General features: G+C 44.9%; 16 protein-coding genes. 11 read left to right on the top strand and 5 right to left on the bottom strand.

Translation table 11 applies throughout. The features are described 5' to 3' along the window. Positions 1-18 precede the first annotated feature (18 nt). The 7 genes from GCU39_RS08930 to GCU39_RS08900 all read left to right on the top strand — a co-directional run bounded on the left by GCU39_RS08930 (position 19) and on the right by GCU39_RS08900 (position 7,023). The gene (locus tag GCU39_RS08930; protein ID WP_152397147.1) at positions 19-957 is read left to right on the top strand and encodes a D-alanine--D-alanine ligase; all 939 of its coding nucleotides are present in this window, start codon (positions 19-21) and stop codon (positions 955-957) included. After that, positions 950-2,134: an aminotransferase class I/II-fold pyridoxal phosphate-dependent enzyme gene (locus tag GCU39_RS08925; RefSeq protein WP_152393194.1), complete on the top strand. Its 1,185-nt coding sequence runs from the start codon at positions 950-952 to the stop codon at positions 2,132-2,134. The genes GCU39_RS08930 and GCU39_RS08925 overlap by 8 nt, the downstream gene beginning before the upstream one ends. A 218-nt stretch (positions 2,135-2,352) precedes the next feature. Beyond that, positions 2,353-3,279, top strand: a complete 927-nt coding sequence (locus GCU39_RS08920) for a hypothetical protein (protein ID WP_152393193.1) — start codon at positions 2,353-2,355, stop codon at positions 3,277-3,279. Between the two features lie 87 nt (positions 3,280-3,366). Beyond that, positions 3,367-4,104: an ABC transporter ATP-binding protein gene (locus GCU39_RS08915; RefSeq protein ID WP_152393192.1), complete on the top strand. Its 738-nt coding sequence runs from the start codon at positions 3,367-3,369 to the stop codon at positions 4,102-4,104. Beyond that, positions 4,097-4,843 carry an ABC transporter permease subunit gene (locus tag GCU39_RS08910; RefSeq protein WP_152393191.1) on the top strand — a complete coding sequence of 249 codons (747 nt, stop codon included), beginning with the start codon at positions 4,097-4,099 and terminating at the stop codon, positions 4,841-4,843. Before GCU39_RS08915 ends, GCU39_RS08910 begins: the two co-directional genes overlap by 8 nt. A 15-nt stretch (positions 4,844-4,858) precedes the next feature. Beyond that, positions 4,859-6,340, top strand: a complete 1,482-nt coding sequence (locus tag GCU39_RS08905) for a sensor histidine kinase (protein ID WP_152393190.1) — start codon at positions 4,859-4,861, stop codon at positions 6,338-6,340. Next, complete coding sequence (locus GCU39_RS08900; RefSeq protein WP_152393189.1) at positions 6,337-7,023, top strand: response regulator transcription factor; 687 nt, start codon at positions 6,337-6,339, stop codon at positions 7,021-7,023. The genes GCU39_RS08905 and GCU39_RS08900 overlap by 4 nt, the downstream gene beginning before the upstream one ends. A 29-nt stretch (positions 7,024-7,052) precedes the next feature. Here GCU39_RS08900 and GCU39_RS08895 read toward each other — a convergent pair whose 3' ends face one another. Next, entirely contained in the window at positions 7,053-7,511 is a 459-nt protein-coding gene (locus GCU39_RS08895; protein ID WP_265333536.1) for a cysteine hydrolase family protein, read from the bottom strand. 324 nt (positions 7,512-7,835) lie between these two features. Continuing rightward, positions 7,836-9,020, bottom strand: coding sequence for an NAD(P)/FAD-dependent oxidoreductase (locus GCU39_RS08890; RefSeq protein WP_152393188.1), 1,185 nt, complete (start codon positions 9,018-9,020; stop codon positions 7,836-7,838). A gap of 211 nt (positions 9,021-9,231) precedes the next feature. On the opposite strand from GCU39_RS08890, the gene GCU39_RS08885 reads away from it, so the two are divergent. After that, positions 9,232-11,148, top strand: a complete 1,917-nt coding sequence (locus GCU39_RS08885) for an RICIN domain-containing protein (RefSeq protein WP_152393187.1) — start codon at positions 9,232-9,234, stop codon at positions 11,146-11,148. A 54-nt stretch (positions 11,149-11,202) separates the two neighbouring features. On the opposite strand, the gene GCU39_RS08880 is transcribed toward GCU39_RS08885, so the two are convergent. After that, positions 11,203-11,880 (bottom strand): ABC transporter ATP-binding protein, encoded by a 678-nt coding sequence (locus GCU39_RS08880; RefSeq protein WP_152393186.1) that lies wholly within the window; start codon positions 11,878-11,880, stop codon positions 11,203-11,205. Position 11,881: 1 nt separating this feature from the next. Beyond that, the gene (locus GCU39_RS08875; RefSeq protein WP_152393185.1) at positions 11,882-12,913 is read right to left on the bottom strand and encodes an ABC transporter permease; all 1,032 of its coding nucleotides are present in this window, start codon (positions 12,911-12,913) and stop codon (positions 11,882-11,884) included. A gap of 412 nt (positions 12,914-13,325) precedes the next feature. Here GCU39_RS08875 and GCU39_RS31870 point away from each other — a divergent pair, with 412 nt between their 5' ends. After that, positions 13,326-14,276, top strand: a complete 951-nt coding sequence (locus GCU39_RS31870; protein ID WP_227793501.1) for a family 20 glycosylhydrolase — start codon at positions 13,326-13,328, stop codon at positions 14,274-14,276. After that, on the top strand, positions 14,230-16,311 hold the full coding sequence (locus GCU39_RS31865; RefSeq protein WP_407671699.1) for a family 20 glycosylhydrolase: 2,082 nt from the start codon (positions 14,230-14,232) through the stop codon (positions 16,309-16,311). The genes GCU39_RS31870 and GCU39_RS31865 overlap by 47 nt, the downstream gene beginning before the upstream one ends. Before the next feature lie 49 nt (positions 16,312-16,360). On the opposite strand, the gene GCU39_RS08860 is transcribed toward GCU39_RS31865, so the two are convergent. Continuing rightward, on the bottom strand, positions 16,361-16,885 hold the full coding sequence (locus GCU39_RS08860; protein WP_227793614.1) for a GbsR/MarR family transcriptional regulator: 525 nt from the start codon (positions 16,883-16,885) through the stop codon (positions 16,361-16,363). A 347-nt stretch (positions 16,886-17,232) separates the two neighbouring features. Between GCU39_RS08860 and GCU39_RS08855 the strand changes: the two genes are divergently transcribed. Then, positions 17,233-21,105: a cohesin domain-containing protein gene (locus GCU39_RS08855; protein WP_227793613.1), complete on the top strand. Its 3,873-nt coding sequence runs from the start codon at positions 17,233-17,235 to the stop codon at positions 21,103-21,105. Positions 21,106-21,322: the final 217 nt, after the last annotated feature.

Raw genomic sequence — 21,322 nt, 5'->3', positions numbered from 1 at the left:
CATAAATGAGGTGTCATGATGAAAATTGGCGTTATTATGGGCGGAATATCCTCAGAGCGTGAGGTTTCACTACAGACAGGAAAAGAGATCATCCATCATTTGGATCGAAATCGCTATGAAGTAATTCCTATCGTAATCGATGAGCGAGCGGACTTAATCGAACAGGTTCAGAAGGCAGGCATTGATCTCGCGCTTCTCGCGCTGCATGGTCAATATGGCGAGGATGGCACAGTGCAGGGAGCACTTGAGACACTGGGCATTCCGTATACTGGAAGCGGTGTCCTCGCAAGCAGCTTGTGCATGAATAAGCAACTGTCCAAGATGTTGTTGAAGTCAGCGGGTGTGCATACACCTGTGGGCCTTTGCTGGCATGGGATGAAAGATTATGATCCACAGATGGTGAAGCAGCTAGGGTACCCGGTTATTGTGAAGCCGAATACGGGGGGATCGAGCATCGGCGTCCAGCTTGTACAGAATGAACAGGAGCTGAGGGTGGCTGTTCAGGAGGCTAACAGCATGGATCAGGAGATCTTGATTGAGCCTTATATTACAGGGATGGAGCTCACCTGTTCGATCGTGGATGGCGAGGTACTACCAATTCTCGGTATTCGCTCCACGCATTCGGTGTGGTTCGATTACAAAGCGAAATACGAAGACGGCGGCGCAGAAGAGAAGGTGATTCAGCTTCCACCTGTTACGCATCAGCGTGTATGCGAGGCGGCTCTTACGAGCTATCGGATGCTGCAGTGCAAGGTTTATGCAAGAGTCGATATCATATTGCGTGAGGATGTCCCTTATGTGCTGGAGGTAAACACTTTGCCGGGGATGACCGCGAACAGCCTTCTACCGAAGAGCGCAGCTGCTGCAGGTATGACCTTTACCCAGCTGTTGGACCGTATTATTGCCAGCTCGCTCCATGAACGGAAACAGGAATGGGGGATGGTGCAATATGTTTAGTGCAGACGGTACAGGGCAGTTTTTATCCTCACGTGTTCGAGATATTCGGCCATCGGGGATTCGCGCTTTTTTTGATCTGGCTGCATCAGCTAGTGATACAATTGCTCTTGGTGTCGGAGAGCCAGATTTCGATACACCAGAAAAGGTTCGTGAAGCTTGTATTCAGGCATTGCGTGAGGGTCGGACGAAATATACTTCCAATGCCGGCTTGATGGAACTGCGGGAGGAGATCTCATCTTATCTTGCGAGCAGCTTCGCGCTCTCCTACGACCCCGAGCAAGAAATTATCGTGACGGTAGGAAGCAGTGAAGCCGTTGATCTGGCGCTCCGGACGGTGATCGATCCGGGCGATGAGGTGCTGATTCCGGCACCAAGCTATATTGCCTATGAGCCCATAACTCATCTGCATGGCGGTAAAATTGTGGAGGTAGCGGCTACAGCAGAGGAGCAGTTTAAGCTGACCCCGCAAGCACTACAAGCGGCAATTACGCCGAATTCGAAGATTTTGATGCTTAATTATCCGTGTAATCCGACCGGAACAGTGATGACGGAGCAGGATTGGCTGCCGATTACCAAGCTCGTTATCGAGCATAATCTGGTTGTCATTTCAGATGAAGTCTATGCGGAGCTAACCTATGGGAGCAAACATGTCAGCATCGCCTCCTTGCCGGGTATGAAAGAGCGTACGATTGTCATCAGCGGATTTTCCAAAGCGTTCGCAATGACAGGGTGGCGGGTAGGCTATGCATGCGGCCCACGGGAGTTGATCGCAGGCATGCTGAAAATCCACCAGTATACGGCGATGAGCGCTCCCACCCTCGCACAGATTGCCGCGCTTGAATCATTGCGCCATGGCATGGATACGAAGGATGAGATGATGGCGAGCTATAATGAACGGCGCAAACTCTTCGTAGCCGGTTTGAATGCAATCGGGTTGACTTGTCACGAGCCTGAGGGAGCTTTCTATGCCTTTCCTTCCATTGCTTCAACGGGCATGTCATCGGAGCAATTCGCTCTTCGGCTGTTGAAAGAAACAAAGGTGGCGGTCGTGCCGGGTCATGTATTCGGATCAGGCGGAGAGGGCTTTATTCGCTGCTCCTATGCGACGTCGCTTGTCGAATTGGAGAAGGCGCTGGAGCGAATGGGCAGGTTCATGCAGGCGATGCAGCCGGTTTGATGGAAACTTTAGCACATTGAAGTGACTTCGTTTACGCCATAAATGTGAACTAGAATGAAAGGCAACTGTTGTGGACAGTTGCCTTTTTTTGATGAAAATTAACGTATGCTGACTTTTGTTGATTTAATAAGATTTTAATAAATGCTTCACAAGTTTTTCAGTTTTACTGCCTAAGATTGATCTTGTAATTCAAAAATCTTATTTCCAGGAGGTAGAACATGAAGAAGAAATGGTTCATGCTAGGCAGCGCACTAGGCATTAGCAGCGTCATGATGATTACAACAGGAGTAAGTGCATTCGCGAGTACATCCGGGTATGACGCGTATAAATCTGCACTGAAGAACACAAGAACGATCCAGAATGTAGCTGTGCAAGCCTCCGCTACGTTGCAGGATAATGGCAATGTTCTTGCTAGCGCGACAGGCAACTTCAAGATCAGCTTAGACAAACAGGCAGCGAGCGGTAGTGCAGATGTAAAGGTGAATGGTGCCACACAGTCTGTTAACTTCTATAAGCAGAATGATCAGACCGTACTTAAAACAAGTAGCAGTGACACGTATTATGTAGGACAAGAACGAGGTAAAGATAAGAACAAGCACGATACAAAAGAAACGCTAGATCCGCAAATTCCGCAACAAGTTGAGACGGTTATTGACGCGCTGGTAGGGAACTTGAAGGATTATGTCACAGTAAATGCGAAGTCAGATGGTTCCAAAGAGATTGCGGCTCAACTCGATAATTCACAAATTCCAACTGTCGTGAACGCGATCGCACCGATTGTGATAAAACATGCTTCCAATCATGAACAAAATAGAGAGAAGAAGGACAATAACGATGCAAAACAATTTCCATTTAATCGTGATGTGCTTAACGTTCAGACACCTCAATTGACACAAGATATTAAGATCGAGAAGGTTGCCTTCAAAGCGAATGTTAACGCTGCTAATTATATTGAGCATCAAGAAGCCGACATCACGGTATCCGGTAAAGATGCTAGCGGCACAGCGCATCAAGTGACTGTACACCTGCAGGCGAACCTTATGGGTTATAACACAACAACACCAGATACGATTGATCTTTCTGGTAAAAAGGTTCAACAAATGGATAACCGTCATCATGGTAAATTTCACGATGACAATGAATAAATGAAGTAACGAGAATGGATCAGCAGCAGGTAGGCTTCTACTCAGCGCCTATCTGCTGCATCACCATATGAAGGAGGTATCATCCAGATGGAACCGATATTAGAGACGCATCAACTTACGAAAGTATATCGTAACAGTAGAGGGATTCGGGATATAAGTCTGCAGCTGCATGCCGGTGATGTGTATGGATTACTTGGGCCGAATGGGGCGGGAAAAACAACATTTTTGAAGCTCATTACAGGATTGATCCGTGCGGATCAAGGGAAGATTACACTATTTAATGGAGACCTAATCGATCAATTTGAAGAGGGTATGCAGCATGTTGGATGTATGATTGAATCCGCGGATTTTCATGATTTTCTATCAGCATGGCAATATTTAAAGCTCGTAGGTCGATTTTATCCGAATATTACAGATCAACGGATGATGGAAGTATTAGAGATTGTAGGTTTGATCCAAGTTCGCAAAGATAAAATCAAAAATTATTCGACCGGCATGAAGCAGAAATTAGCGCTTGCTGCTGCTATTTTGCCGAATCCGAAGTTTGTTATTTTGGATGAACCTACGAACGGTCTGGACATTGAAGGCACGGTCATGTTTCGTAGGCTTATTCAACAGATGTCTAGTGAGTATGGGACGACATTCCTCATCTCCAGTCATATGATTCACGAATTGGAGCAACTATGTAATCGCGTGGGAATCATTGTTGATGGGCAACTGGTTCAAGAAGGTGAAGTATCTCATTTGCTGGCACGTGAACAGTCGCTGGAACAATTCTATATTCACGAAATAGAAAGCAGAAAAGGGGAGAAGAAGCGTGCATAGATGGAGAGCTGGGTTTATGAATGAGCTATCGCTCATCTTATATCGCAAGAAAATGGTAGCATTCCTCGCATTCTCGGTTATTCTTCCGATTCTGCTGGCCGTATCACTTCACGCATTACAGCCTCTATTGGGACTTGTAGCGGTTAGTCAATCCTTCCCAATTCAGATGCTAAGTATATATACGGTGATATGGATTCCGTTGTTCATCTTAACAATGACGGCAGATCTATTTCCAAGTGAAGTGGCAGCACGAACCTTGAAGCTTGCTTTTTTACGACCAAACACGAGGTTTCAAGTGTTCTGTGCGAAGGTTGCAGCACTCGCTGTGGGGATTGGTGCGTTACTTGGATTACTAGGCATGGTTACATTCATCTGTAATGTATTTGCGGGTACTGCCCTTAGCTTCTCAGAGGGAATGAGCGTATTCAAGGCCTATGTGGCTGCTTTCGTTGCGATGGTCGCACTGTCTGCACTCTTTGTTTTGATATCTCAATTTTTCAAGAGTGCAAGTGGGTTCATGGTATCAGCCATTATACTTGATGTAGCGCTGAAAATATCACCATTTCTATGGGGGGCCATGTCTACGTTCTCTCCAACCTCCTATACCGATTGGCACATGCTATGGATGAGTCATACTGTTGCTGTAGGTAAACTATGGTCCACCTCACTGTACTTGTTATCCAGCTGCGTGTTGTTTTTTACGCTAGGTTACTATATATTTGATCGAAAAGAAGTATAAACGGGGAATTTATCGATGTCGATTCGTATTAAGTTACTGCTCTCCTATGCTGCTATGTTAATTATTCCGCTGGTGATCACGTTCTTCACCGCAGTACTCTTAACTGTTGTATTTCGGGGGGATCTTCAGACGATCCGTGAACAATATGGAGCAGGTGCCCATCGCATGTTCGAAGATCAACATGTTGAAGGTATATTGAAGGAGATGAAACGATCCGTTGAGAAGAATCCTTCCCTTCTGTATGATTCGAGTTATTTGGCGGATCTGGATCGTGAGTTGCGAGCGACTAAATCCAATTTGATTGTACGTAAAGATCAACGCATTATCTATTCATCTCCTTCATTACAACAGACGGATATTCTGGAGCATTTGCCGGCATATGAAGGATCAGGACATGTGGAGAGAGATGAAGTAGAACATATTGGCAAGGAGCTCATTTCGTTCGGACATTTTGACTTTAGATTCGCTGACCAAACACCAGGTAGTGTCATCGTTGTGACCAACGTGAATCCCGTCGTTAATTTCGCGCAGAAATTTTTCCCAATCCTCTTTATCACCAGTATTATTATTCTGATTCTGACGAACACCTTATTGACGTATTTCGTATCTAGAAGTATCATTCGACCTCTTCAGAAGCTGAAGAATGCCATGAAACGTATTGAAGCAGGCGATTTAGATTTTCAAGTTCAACCGACGAGCAGAGATGAGATCGGGGAGCTCAGTGTTACTTTTGAACAAATGCGAATTCAGCTCCAGCATTCGATTCAGACCCAACTTCAATATGAAGAGAATCGCAAAGAACTTATCTCGAACATTTCTCATGATCTTAGAACGCCATTAACCGCAATTCGAGGCTATATTGATGGCCTGGGAGATGGAATTGCAGACACCCCGGTGAAAAGAAAGAAGTATATCGATATTATTTCGTCCAAAGCAGAAGAGATGGACCACTTGATTGATGAGTTGTTCTTATATTCCAAGCTGGATTTGAATCGTTTGCCATTTCAATTTGAGATCGTTGATTTTTATGCTTTTATATTGGATTTATCGGAAGAACTTGCATTTGACCTCAGTAAACAAGGTGTCTATTATTCATCGAATATCGAATTAGAACCGGAGACGTATGTGCTAATCGATCGAGACAAATTGAAGCGTGTATTCGCGAATATTATGGATAATGGGTTAAAATATATGGACAAAACGGAGAAAAGGATTCATCTACGGGCTTTTAATGCAAAAGATAACGTTATGATCCAGGTGACGGATAATGGCCAAGGGATCGAACCAAGCGCATTGCCGTATGTATTCGAACGGTTCTATCGCGCAGATCCTTCTCGTAACAGCCACACGGGAGGGAGCGGGCTCGGACTCGCGATAACCAAACAAATCATGGATGGTCATGAAGGCACCATTCAAGCAGAGAGTATGATGGGAGAGAGTACATGCATCACAATGACCCTCCCACGGAGAAATCATAAAGTTGGTGACCAACAATGAAGCAAATTCTAATCGTAGAAGACGAGAAAATCATCGCGGAGCTGGAAAGAGATTATCTAGAGGCGAATGGTTATAAAGTAGATATCGCGACGGATGGCGAGGTAGGGTTAAAACTCGGGATGAGCGGCGAGTACGATCTCATTATTTTGGATTTGATGCTTCCACGAATCAATGGTTTTGATGTCTGCAGACAAATTCGTGAGAAGCACAATGTCCCCATTCTCATGGTTACTGCGAAGAAAGAAGACATCGACGTGATTCGGGGCTTAGGTCTTGGCGCAGATGATTATATTACCAAGCCATTCAAACCGGGTGAATTGGTTGCAAGGGTGAAAGCCCATTTAGCAAGATTTGAGCGACTGACAGGCAGCATGGAAAAGAAAGAAGAAATTCGTATTCATGGCCTCTTGATCGATTATGGGTCACGAAGAGTTTTTGTACATGAGCAAGAGGTGATCCTGACGGCGAAAGAGTTCGATTTACTTTATTTTCTAGCAGTGAATCCTAACCGTGTATTCAGCAAGGATCAATTATTCGAGAAATTATGGGGAATGGATGCGCTAGGTGATTCACAGACCGTAACGGTCCATATCCGTAAGCTAAGAGAGAAAATTGAAATCGACGCATCCAAAGCCCAATACATTGAGACGTTATGGGGTGCAGGGTATCGCTTTCGATTGTAATGAAAGGATAATCGCAAAATTCATGCTCCTTAAAAAGGGGTAAATACGATGAAATCCGTTTTCGTCAATACGGCTTGGTTTCGTGTTCCAGGACTGTTAAGCATATGCCATGCTGTGTACTGTTCGGCATATGGATTGACGGCAGACATTCCGTCAACAGGAACCACAACATGAAATCCACGGAATGCAGCAGCTGTAGCTGTGTGAAGAACCGCCCCATTCGCTGCGTAACCAGTTACAATAACCGTTCGAATATGATTCTTTTGTAAAATATCCTCTAAATCAGTTTTGTAGAATTTATCTACGTTTGATTTCACAATGGGATCGGTCGGATTAGGGCGTAATTGATGATTAATATCAGAAATGTTCCCTGCATGGGTAAGACTATAGACGACTAGCATGTCTACCTCACGTGCTTGAGCCAATAAATTGTCAATCCTAGAGATGGACGCAATACAGCGCTGATTGTTACATATCGAATTCTCCATATCTAAGATAAGGAGAGCGGTACTTCTAGGTTCAATTATGACTGATTTTACCTCTGGTGCAGGTGGGGGAACAACCGCACTCCATTCTTCGATAATTGTCTGGTCAGATCGCCAGTTACCGCATAAGGGACAACGATACCACATCATAACCCTCCTAGATGGTTCTTTACTTCAGCCTATGTCACGCAATAGATAAGGTGTATGGAATCCAAAGAGATAGCGGCTCGATCAAGTAAAGGAAGGACACCTTGAATGGTGTCCTTTTTGGCATCATGATTCATGATCTATGGCAGGTTGCAGGTTGTCCGGGATCCGAACAATATGCTACTTCAGCAGGCTTGCCGAATTCCAAGTGAATTTACGCAAACGCCATCCGAGTTTACCTGTAAATACCAGATCCATGCCCCACATGCGCGTCCATGCCATTCCTTGCTCAGGGCCTAAGCCGAAGCAGAAAAAGTCAATAAACCCCTTATGCACGGGTGCCGGACGCCCTTCAAGATCCGCCAATACGATCTTAACTAGCCTCGCAGCTTGAGCTGTGGCTTCCTTACACGTCTTGCCGTCGGCACGTCCGCTGGCAGGATCTACGATTCTAGCGCAGTCGCCGATACTGTATACGCCTGTAGTGCCTTGAACCCGATAGCTCGAATCGACGATCAGGAACCCATCCGAGGTAACCGGCAGCTTGATGTTACGAAGCATTGGATTGGGTAACAACCCCAGTGTCCAGACACAAAGGCCGACGGATAGCGTCTCGCCATTAGATAAGGTGAGAGTACCGTCTTTTTCGTGAAGTACTTTGACACCATGTTGAACGGTAACACCGCTCGCTCTAAGGGAGTGCTCCAGTTTGCGTCCTACCTTCACCGGTCCATCCGGGAAAAGACTCTTATTCGTGTTGTATAAGTTTATTCTTACAGCATTCGAATCAAGTCCCAATTTAACCGCTTCTTCATGCACGTAATGAGCGAGTTCGGCAGACGTCTCGATCCCGCTGATGCCTGCTCCACACACGGCAATGGTCATCAAGCGTTGACGCTCTCTCGCGTTCGTCTCCGCAACGGCCTTCTTTAGATTCGCACGCCACGTTTCTTTGATCTTATGAGAGTCGTCCAGGCTCGCTAATGCAATTCCTCCTTGAGACGGGTCGGGCTGCCTCACGACGCTGCCTGCGGCCACAACAAGAATATCATATTGCATCGTGTTCTTATTACCTTTGACATCCGTATAGTTCAGCTTTTTTTCTCCTGATTCGATGTTCGTGACGGTCGCTTGGACGAATTCAATCCCTTCAGGGAACAATTGGGTTAGTGGGACCCTAATGTCTTCGTTCGTCACTGCGGGTTTGAATAGTAATACTTTGCGAAAGTGAAACGGATTCTTGTCTATAAGGATCAATCGAAGAGGACGTTTGTTCACCCCGCCCTTCCATGTGTTACGAATTGCTTTTATGGCATGAATACCAGCATATCCTCCACCGATGACGATACAAGTCAATTCTTTCATGACAACCACTCCTTTTGCGTTATGCACATATAACGGGAAGAGGGGAAGTTTTGTGACATTTTCTACGTCTTCTTTAAAATGTATACACCACAAACATACCGATTGTTCACGAATGTTGAAATAGTGCAGTTTACGTTGTTCATTCACCTTCATCATAATCATTAACGTATAGCTCAATACCAAAAAATGATTGATTGGAGGACGTAATGACATGAGACATTCATCGCTTAGGCGCAGATTTGCTGCATTCACCGCTGCGACACTTCTTCTTTCACTTTGTGTACAATGGATTCCTGGAACGGCATACGCAAGCTCTTATACGGCCATCGTAAATCCGGATAAGCAGTATCAAACCTGGGAAGGTTGGGGGACTTCATTAGCATGGTTCGCAAACCGAATCGGTGGTGCAACGGACACAGTACGGAATTGGTATGCCGATCAATTGTTCGATGTGAACCAAGGACTTGGCTTGAATATTGTTCGATATAATATCGGCGGCGGTGAAAATCCGCAGCATCATTTCTTGGAGCTTCGAGCGGCTGTTCCAGGCTTTAAGTCAAGCTCCACAGCGAATTACGATTGGAGCAGTGATGCGAATCAACGATGGATGCTGCACGCCGCCCAAGCTAGAACGACGCCCGAACATTTTATCGCTGAGGCCTTTGCTAATTCGCCGCCATGGTGGATGACGAATAGCGGCAGCGTATCCGGCGCGCCATTGCCTGGCATGGATAACCTAAGAGGGGACATGTTTGAATCATTTGCGGACTATCTGACTACGGTTGTTCAACATTTTAAAGACGATGAAGGAATTACGTTCAGAACCTTATCTCCTATTAACGAACCGGATGGATTATGGTTGTATGGCAACCGGCAAGAGGGAGCCTTTTACTCGCAGTACAGCAGGGGGACGATTATCCAGAAGGTGCATGGTGCCTTAGTGCAGAAAGGGCTGCCTACCACCCAAAGCTCCGCTGATTCGAATGCAGTCTGGCTGGCGAGAGACACGATCAATGCTTATACGGATATTACAAAGTCCATGATAAGCCAGTATAACGTCCATACGTATTATGGGAACGATTCGGATCGTAAACAAGTTTTCTATGCAGCGGGCAATACACCGATTTGGATGTCGGAACACGGTGATGGGGAAGCGAACGGGATTGAAATGTCGAGATCCATCGTGTCGGATATCAAGTATATGAAGAATACGGCGTGGGTTTATTGGCAAGCCGTAGAGGATAATGCCGCTCCTGGCTGGGGGATGATTGAGACAGATTTGAACGATGCGAATAATAACAATTTTACACCGAACGTAAAACAAAAGTTTTGGTCGATGGCTCAATGGAGCAAGTTCATACGGCCGGGGTACAAAATGATCGATATCCAAGATGGAGATTCTATCGCGGCTTATGATACAGCATCACAGAAGCTTGTCATCGTTACGGTTAACGACCGCAGTGCGGCAAATGATGTTACATATGATTTATCTAAATTTGCTGATATTACAGGAGGAATAACGGCTTATCGTACGGTAGCTCCATCCAATGGTGTAACGCCTGAGAATTTTAGTAATATCCCTGTGTCCTTGAACAATAAGTCGTTTCAGAATGTTGTGCCTCCATATTCCGTAACAACATATGTCGTCGATGGCGTAACCCTTAACAATTACACATCCAGCGCAGCCATTGAGCCATCTGCTTACTACAAAATCGTGAATAAAAATTCCGGGAAGGTCATGGATGTCAAAGGAGCTTATCTTGACGACAGTACAAGTGTCATTCAATACACAGAGAATGGCGGAGCCAATCAACAGTGGCAATTTATAGACATGGGCCGTGGCATTTATAAAATCAAAAACCGGAATAGTGGAAAAATGCTGGACATTCAAGGCGAATCCACATCAGATGGAGCACAGGTCGTTCAGTATCACGATACGGATTGGCGAGGCGTGAATCAGGAATGGAAGCTTATGGATGCAGGTGGAGGTTATTTCTCCATCGTAAATATCAATAGCGATAAAGTACTTGACGTGAAAGGCGAATCGACTTCCGATTCTGCATCCATCATCCAATACACGGGGCGGGGTTCATCGAATCAGTTGTGGAAATTAGTGAAAATGAATTAATAGAATATGAAGGCAGTCCGATTCATGTCATCGGCTGCCTTCTCTTCACGAACATTATTGTATAATCAATCCGTCTTTCATTGTGATGATGCGATCCGCAAATGGGAGCATCTCCTCATCATGGGTGACCATGAGTGTCGTAATGTTCAATTTTTTGGTCAAATCTCGAATCAGTGTCATGACGTCCCTGGACCGTTTGGAGTCCAGACTTGCCGTCGGTTCATCCGCGAATAGAATTTTCGGTTTGTGGATGATGGCGCGGGCGATAGCAATACGTTGCTTTTCCCCACCAGATAAGGAAGAAGGGTAAGCATCTTTCCGATGATCCATTTCGACTAATTTGAGGATCTTCGCGACTTCTTCTTTTTGCTCGCGTTTGGACATTGTCGACTCCGACACGTTAAGCATTAACAGAAGCTGATCTTCCACGGTAAGAAAAGGGACAAGATGAGACGATTGAAAGACAAACCCGAACTTACTTGCTCGTATTTTCCGAACTTCCTCTTGCGTCATAGCGGTAATATTGTTCTCTTCAAAGCGTACTTGTCCACCGGTAGCACGTTGCAGGCCGGCTGCGATGGTAAGAAGCGTACTTTTACCAGAACCGGAAGCCCCCACAAGTGCCGTAACTTCTCCCTCATGTAACGAAAGATTGATCCCGTTCAATACTTGCTCTTCGACTTCGCCATTTGTAAAAGTTTTTGTTACGTCCTGTATTGTGAAAGTTGTCATATTACACATCTCCTTGCTGAATGGCATGTAAAGGTTCTACTTTCTTAACCTGGAGGCCAGAGAGCGTAGCGCCGATAAACCCGATCACTATGAATAGGATCGATAATAGTAGTGTAGACTCCATGGTTAGATGGAACGGCATGCCTTCTGGTGCAATCATGTTAAACCCTTGGCTAAAAGCGACGGATAAAATTAATGCGGCGATGGTGATCATGAACATTTGAGACCACATCATTCGGAACAGCGTCCCCGTTTTTACACCGATCGCTTTCAAGATGCCGTACAATCCGATTTTCTGAACATTCATCATGTAGAAGAATATCGCGAATAACAGGCCGCTAATTGCAATCAAGAACCAAATGATCATATTCAGGGACATATTCTCTGCTTTGTAACTTGAGATGGTGTTAAGAAATTCATTATTTGAAAATGAATCTAAATCCGTGTATGACGCCACATCTTTTCCTGGGACGAACATCAGCTGCAAGCCCTTCGTCCGGTAGATCTCTTTATAGTTGTCCATGTTAATAAACGCGACAGGAGCGTGGCTGTATTTTTTCTGATCCACGAATTTAACCACTTTGAATGTACCATTGAACTGATTGTTCGTTAATTCATCTCCGATTTTAATGCCATCCTTCTCCAACGAGCGATCTAACACGATTTCCCCCGGAGCGACTTTCTCGAATAAGGGCGAATCCGTTGAAGTCACGAATGCGACTGTATGCTGCTTGTCCTCTGCATCGTTCACAAAGCCCATCTGAATGGAAAATGCAGCTGCATCCGTGTGTTCCTTCAAGATTTGATCCTGTAAGCTTGGTTCAATTTTGGAGAGATTATACGTTTTCTTTGCATCGGTATTCATATAAAAATGCCCTTGTGGCAAGTCTTTTATGAGGGCTGCATTATCTTGGGATAATCCGTTCGCTAATCCCGAGATGATAAAGGTAAGAAAACTAACTAGAAAAATAATAGATCCGAGTATAATAAATTTTGCTTTGCTTTTCTTCATTTCTTTCCATGCCATATTCATGAAAAATTCCTCCTTCTCTGGTACGACATCAGTATATGCTTGGACTATGAACGGAATATGAACAGAGCATTACATTCATGGAGTAAATTTGATCTGAACGATGCTGATACAGCATATTCAGAACATAAGGAGTCGATTTTTCAGAGATCGTGTTAGCTAGAAATGAAAGATAAGAGCTTTTGCCGAATGCATTGTTGGATTCCATTTTCCCCCTTAAGATTAGGGCAAGCTATGGTTGAACATTTGAAATCGTAGCTGGAGGCTGTATTTTTAGAAGGGAGGAATGAGGGACAAGGAATACCTCTTGAACAGGATTAAAAGATAAGAGCACGATTTGTTCTGGCCGCCTCGGCTTATGCCTAGAGGCGATGTAAAATGTAGAAGAGGTGAAATGCGGTTGAACAAATTAATCGTGAAAAAAGCAGTTTCTACAGCCTTAACTTTACTTATATCCTTGCAATTGATAAGCTCATTTCCCGGTGTGGCTAACGCTGCAACAAGTCAGCCTTCGATATTACCAAAGCCCGTAAGTTATACGGCTGGAGCGGGGCAGTTTCTGTTAACACCATCCACATCCATCTATGTTGCTGGAAACAACGCGAAGGAAACCGATGAGCTGTTCAAAAATGGACAAATGCTCGCTACGAAGCTGAATACATCGACCGGATACCAGATCAATATCATCAAATCTAATACTCCTGTTCCTGGTAGCATATACCTGACGACAATTGGTGGAGCGTCTGACCAAGGGAATGAAGGGTATAAGCTACTCACAACTTCCGATCAAGTTACGATTACTGCTTTGAAACCAGAAGGGGTCTTCAGGGGTATTCAAACGTTCATGCAGCTCTTACCGGCAGATATTGAGAAGAAAAGCGTTGTTACTGGCGTACAATGGGTGATCCCTGGTTCCAATATTAGTGACAAGCCTGCTTACGAATATCGTGGCCTCATGTTGGATGTGGCAAGGCACTTCTTTACCGTGGATCAAGTGAAACGTCAGATCGATCTTGCATCGCAGTATAAGATCAACAAGCTGCATATGCATCTATCTGATGATCAGGGTTGGCGGATTGAAATTAAATCCAGGCCTGCTCTCGTGGAGATTGGAAGCAAAGGACAGGTAGGCGGTGGTCCTGGAGGACATTACACCCAGGAGCAGTTTAAAGATATCGTCAATTATGCTGCCGATCGCTATATTGAAGTCATTCCAGAAATCGATATGCCTGGTCATACGAATGCGGCTCTAGCTTCCTATGGGGAACTAAATCCGGATGGACAAAAAAAACCGATGCGTACCGATATCGCTGTAGGGTATAGCACCCTCATGGCTCGTTCCGAGGTTTATCTATCAATTTGTTGACGATGTCGTAAGTGAGCTAGCGGCCATTTCACCTTCACCTTATATTCACTTGGGTGGGGACGAATCGGACTCTACTACAGCAGCCGATTATGATTATTTTGTTGGCAGAGTTACAGCGATTGCCAAAAAGTATGGAAAAAACGTTGTTGGATGGGACCCGTCGGATACCTCAAGCGGCGCCACGAGCGATTCGGTTCTACAGAACTGGCATTGCACCGCTTCAACGGGGACCGCAGCGAAAGCTAAAGGGATGAAGGTCATCGTATCACCGGCTAACGCGTATCTCGACATGAAATATTACAGCAGTACGCCAATTGGCTTATCTTGGAGAGGATTAGTCAGTACGAATAAAGCTTACGCATGGAATCCAACAGACTGTATCTCAGGAGCCAATATTTATGGGGTTGAAAGTACCTTATGGTCAGAAACGCTTGAGACCCAAGATCATTTGGATTATATGCTCTATCCGCGATTAATCGCGAATGCTGAAGTCGGCTGGACGGCTCAGAGCAATAGAAACTGGGATGATTTTAAAGGTAGACTGATCGATCAAACGTCAAGATTGCAAAACAAAGGAATAAAGTATTTCGCCGACCCGATTGTATGGGAGCCTCCGTTTGTCCCTATTCAATCCGAGTGGAAGATGGATGAAGGATCGGGAACCACTTTGGTGGATGCGTCTGGCTACAAGAATGGAACATTAGTTGGCGGCGCGACATGGACGACAGGTAAGTTTGGAAAAGGAATAAGCCTCGATGGAAGCTCAGGTTATGTCAATATAGGCGGCGAAGATATTACAGGAAACTGGACGGTAGGTGTGTGGGTCAACGGCCAGCCGAATACGACGCAAAATGAGGCACTTCTGAGCGGAGCATCTTCAGCCATTAAGATCAACCAATATAATAAAACAGGTAAAGTTGGGATTACCGTCTACGGCTCCAAAGATTATACGTACAACTATAGTATCCCTGCTAACCAATGGACTCATTTGACTTTTGTAGGTACCAGCACCGGCACGTCTCTTTATGTGAATGGTGTGTTTAAAGAAACGATCAACGCGAAAATGAATGGTCCTATGGCGTTAGTCGGTGCAGAAGTATCTGGGGGATTGCGAACGTCTTATTTCAAAGGAAGCCTGGATGAATTGAAAATATTCAACAAGGCACTTAGCGGAAGCGAGATTGTTGACTTGGCCAAAGCAATAAGAGATCCGAATGCCGCATTAACGGGTCCTCAGACGGCGGTTTCCGGTCAATCCTTTGATCTGACGATGGGATTAAGCGACGTTACCCAAGGTGTGTTTCAGCAAGTGTATGGCCAAGACTTGACGCTCAACTATGATCCGGAGAAATTGATGTACGAATCGGCTCAATCGGTTAGAGACGGTGTTCAAATCATCGACCAGAAGGAGGCTGTACCTGGCAAAGTCCGAATCATTGCTGCCAGCGTTGGGGTGGATCAAGGCGTGAAAGCTCAAGGTGATGTGTTAAAATTCAAATTCAAAGTGAAGCTGGTAACCCAGGCAGCGAAAACATCCGTTTCAGTAAGTAATGTTGTGATTGCTAACGGGCAGGGGGACGAACTGCAGATCAACGGTGCCTCGCGCGAGATCCAATTAAGCATCCCAACGGTCGATAAGTCCGCACTGATCGCGCTGATCGCAAGTGCGCAGTCCAAGCATAATGCCGCCGTCGAAGGAAATGAGAACGGTCGGTATGCTATTGGCTCCAAAGCACAATTACTGTCGGCCATTCAAGCGGCCCAAGCGACAGTTAACGATTCAAGTGCTACTCAACAGCAGGTAGACCTAGCGAAGGCGACGTTGGAAGCGGCTGTTCAAGTGTTCGAAAGTAAGAAAATATCCGCAGATGTCAATGGAGATGGAAAGATCTCGATTGGGGACTTAGCTATCGTTGCAAGCGCTTACGGTGCGGAGCAAGGTCAAGCAAGGTGGAATGAGAAGGCAGATGTGAATCACGACGGTAAAGTGGAACTAATGGATCTTACCATCGTAGCTCAAGCGATTTTGCAATAATTTATTCCATTAAGCAAATGAAAAAGACGCACGGTGAGATATAGCTATCTCATCTTGCGTCTTTTCTGCTGTCTGCTGACTCCTCTTCGACGGCGGCTCTTGTGAAGAACTCTCCTTGTCGCAGTGCTTCTACAAATTGCTGCAGCCACTCGTAATACGTCCTCGCATGACGGATCTTATGCAAATCCTGAAGCGCAAGCTTTCGTTCCTCATCGCTCGTATGCTCCTCAAGAATGAGCTCACTCAACTCCGGAAGCGCTAGATCAATAGCCCCCGTCATCACATCAATTTCATGTTGCAGTTTATGCGAGAAGAAGTGTTGAAACGCACGAAAAAAATCAGTCTCTGCGGCGTACAGTTCTTTTCGATCTTGTTTTTCATCCAGTTTGCTCACCATTCTAGATTCCATGAGCGATCTGACAGCGTAGCTCATATTGCTTTTGCTCATGTTCATCTGTGTTTTCATCTCGTCGAGCGTCATCGGCCGATTCTCAAAAAACATAATCCCGTACAATTGGCCTGACGAATGCGTAGCGCCGTATAAATCCATCGTTTCCGCAATCGCTTCGATCATTTGATTTCGGATACGAAGCCGCCGTTCTTCACTTTCCTGGGTTTGGGACACAGATCTGTTCACTCCTATGTTCAAAATTTATTGAATGAATTATTTCATTATAACAATAACTACACATCAAATGCCAGTTGATGATGGAAGCGGTCTTTTACATAATCTTGATTTGGAGTTTACAGTCATTTGACACAAAAGGAACGAAGTGAATGTACAATAATTTTTGAACGAATGGAAAAGTGTGATCATAAAAATGGGAGGATGATTCATTGTATTGATTTGAACGCAAGGTTACGAGCTGCTGAACAGAGGCCTATTAACTTCTTATAAGGAGGTTTTCTCGAGTGAAAAGAATGTTGTCATTTACCCTTATATTAACGATGATCTTCGGAATGTTATCGACGAACGCATACGCAGAAAATGCTGCTGCTGGTGCCAACACCAACCCCCTTATCGCATCGATTAAATTCGACAATAATTTGAAGGACGATGTAACTCAGCAAGATTTGATAGCAAAAGGAAATTATAGTTTTGTAGAAGGCGTATTATCAGGAACTAAAGCGCTGCACTTGGACAGTGGAAACGGCAATGTTATCAGTACGCCTCAAAGCTTGAAATTTGGTGAAGAGAGTTTTACTGTATCCTTCTGGTATAAGGGCGACACGAAAAATAATAATGTCATTTTATCTAATAAGGATTTTAGCAACGGCTCTAACGCAGGCTGGGCGATTTACACATCGGCCAATTCGGTCAACATGAATTTTGGATTCCCGACCGCAAAAGTAAAGGACATTTCCTTTGGGCGCAACACGTTTAATGCTTCCGATTGGCGCTACGTGACCTTTGTTGTGGACAGAGACAAAATGCTTGCGTCGCTGTATATCGATGCCTACAAAATGGCTGATACTACGCTGAGACACGGATCGTTAGATACGTCTAATCCATTGGTTATTGGTGGCGACGGATTGGGCAACAAAGGAGGTAATGCCTTCGCTATCGCTGATCTGATGATTTCGGAAGGCGTCATTAGCAGCGATGCAATTCAAGCGAATTATAATAGCTACGCTGGACATGAAGTAGATATGAACGCGCTGAACAACGCCATATCAGAAGCAAATACAATCGTAGCAGGCGGTCTAGGAAGCGGCTTCAGCAAAACCGATTTTAATTCTTTGAAAAAGGTTTTGGATATGGCAAACACGGTTGCAACAACGCAAAAAGTAAAATTTTTTACACAGGAAACGATTAATTACTACGTACGTGAACTAAACAACGCCATCTTCATCTATCAAAAAAGCAATAAAACATCAACTCCAGCCGATTTAAATATAACTGTGCACAGCGACCCGGAAATCAATGGTCATCCCGGTTCAAAAGAGAACATAGAAAAAGAGATTAGAAAATCCTTGAGTACATTCCCTCAGTCCGATGTCATGTTGATGCCTGGCGACATTACTGGCGGTAACAATGCCAATGAGTATGTGTGGATGGGTTTGATGACGGACGTCGTCAATAAACTTAAAAGTGAGGGCTTATTTGACCATACGAAGTTATATATGGTAAAAGGCAACCATGATATGAACGGCTCCGAAACATTAATACCTGTTGGTACGGCGGGTGCGTGGAACGAATCCACGCAGTCGTACGATAACGATTTTTACAACAGTGCTTATCGAGTTAAGATAAAAGGATATAATTTGATTGGTTTTGACGGAAATATTAATAGCAATAACACAGTGGGAAAAGCTACAAATTTCCTCAACGAAATTAAAAGTGAACCAGATTATGATCCCAAAAAACCGATATTTGCAATGTCTCACTACCCTATTAGCGGAACCGTGTGGGGATCGGCTTGGAGCAGTGGTGCAAGTAATAGTTTCGGCAAATTTATTGCCGACAATAATTATTCGCAGGTGTTCTATATGTCAGGTCATACGCAATACGATCCGACCGACGAACGTTCTCTTTATCAAGGCGCGGCTACGTTTCTCGATTCCGGTGCGGTGTCATATTCCAGTTATCAAGATGACGGTCCGTACGGCGGATATATAGAAGGTGCGTATGGCAGTTATAAAACCACACCTAAAATCGTAAATTTCATGGAAGTATACGGTTCGAAAATTATTCTCAAACAGTACAATTTAGCTACAGATGAATTTGTAGGCACACCTCGTGTAATAAACGTTGGCGAAGGCAAAGATGCCTTTACGTATAGCAGGAGCGATACAAAAGACCTCATACCTCCGCAGTTTGATGAGGGAATTAAGGTCGATTCCTTAAAAAGCGGCGAAGTTACTTTTACAATAAAGCAGGCAAATGACAATGTGCGCAATTTTGAATACAATGTTCAGCTTACCAATAAGCACACTGGGGAAGTGGACAAGTCGTTCAACAGCCTTTCGTATCCGATGGACAAGCCATACGACGAATACAGGCAATACAAGATTACAGGTTTAATGCCGAAAACGCCATATTTACTCCGGGTATTCGCCGATGATTCCATGTATAACCGTTCGTACCAGGAGATTGACATTACGACTGAGGGTGCGAAATTAAATCGTATCACTGCGCCTGTAGCGGTATCTGCGAGTAACGGATCGCCCAAGACTGCGACTGGTCTTGGATTACCAACCAAAGTAACGCTTGTAACCGATGGAGGAAATGTGGATACAAGTGTGGATTGGGATTTAAGCGGTGTTAGCTACGATCCGGATATCAAGACGACGCAGACTTTCTCGGTGCCAGGGACCGTAACCCTGCCTTCCGGAGTTGATAACCCGAACAGCATACCATTGACAGCAAGCATTGATGTAACTGTTCTTGCAGCTGGAGAAAGATCTCTATCCCTAGACAAATCCCAGTACAACAAAGGGGAAGCCATTACCCTATCCTATTATGGGGCAGCGTCAAACGGGAAGGATTGGGTCGGCATCTACAAAACCGGAGCTGTTCCTCCAGGTGCGGGTGTATCTATTACATGGAGTTATTTAAAGTCCGGAAACGGAAGAGTTAGCTTAAGCAATGGACTGGCCCCTGGCACTTATGATGCACTCTTCATGCTCAATGACGGTTATACGATAGTGGATCGCAAGACATTCGAAGTCGTTCAACCTATGACGTTAAAGAGCATAACAGCGCCCGCAGCAATCACAGGTATCGTTAACGGAACAGCAAAGACGGCAGCAGCCCTGGGATTGCCTTCTTCCGTTGAACTGGTTACCGATTCAGGAAGTAAGATTGCCGATGTGTCATGGAATGTAGATCCTGCAAACTATGATCCAGCACTAAAGATAGAACAGACCTTCACGGTAAATGGAACTGTAACCTTGCCTGCAGGTGTGACAAATCCGAACAATGTCGCATTGACAACAAGCATTAGCGTGACTGTGCTGCCGGCGACAACAATGCCTCAGTCTACATTGACAGGTTTGCAGCAGGTTGCCCCCGGTCAAACATTCGATTTAACGATGGGACTGACCGGCGTTACGCAAAGCGTATATCAGTCGGTGTATGCTCAAGAATTGACGCTCCACTATGATCCGGAGAAATTGCAGCTCGATTCGATTACATCATTGAAGGACGGCTTCCAAGTTGTCGATCAAAAAGAGACTGCGCCGGGTCAAATCCGGATTGTGATGGCCAGCGTGGGCACGAACGTACCTGCCCAAGGCGATATGCTCGCAATCAAATTTACGGCCAAAAGGGTAACTCAAGCTACCGATAAGACGACATTCTCTCTAGATAATGTTGTAATTGCCAACGGACAGGGGAATGAGCTGCAGGTCAGTGGTGCCTCCCACGAGATACAAATAAGTAAATCTGTAGATAAGTCACTCTTAAATGCATTGATCGCAAGCGCTCAAGCCAAGTACAATGCTGCAGTGGAAGGCAATAGAGACGGACTATACGCGATTGGCTCCAAAGCTCAATTGCAGTCAGCAATTGCTGCGGCGAGTGCGACAGCAAACGATCCGAATACCACTCAGCAGCAGGTGGACAATGCGAAAGCCGCATTGGAAGCGGCAATTCAATGGTTTGATACCAAGAGAATAACTGCAGATGTCAATAACGATGGAAGAATTTCTATTGGAGACTTGGCTATCGTTTCAGGGGTTTACGGCAAACAACAAGGTCAAACAGGTTGGAATGAGAAAGCGGATGTAAATCATGACGGCACGATTGATATTATGGACCTTGCAATCATAGCCAAAGCGATCTTGCAATAAAACAACGCCGTACCTTGTTTGCTTGATTACATCAGCGAAATTCAGGATGGGACGGGAGTAAAATGAGGGGGATATCTAATATTATCCCCCATTGATCTTCTTCCTCTGAATGTTCAGAAGTATTTTCCGAAAGGGCGGATTTCTTCGATGATAAAAAAACTATTCTCTGTCAGTCTGACATTGCTTTTGACGGTGCTCTTACTTCCCACATTCGCTG

The sequence above is a fragment of the Paenibacillus guangzhouensis genome, from assembly GCF_009363075.1.
GTDB classification, from domain to species: domain Bacteria; phylum Bacillota; class Bacilli; order Paenibacillales; family Paenibacillaceae; genus Paenibacillus_K; species Paenibacillus_K guangzhouensis.
This window is presented reverse-complemented; position numbering and strand designations above follow the sequence as displayed.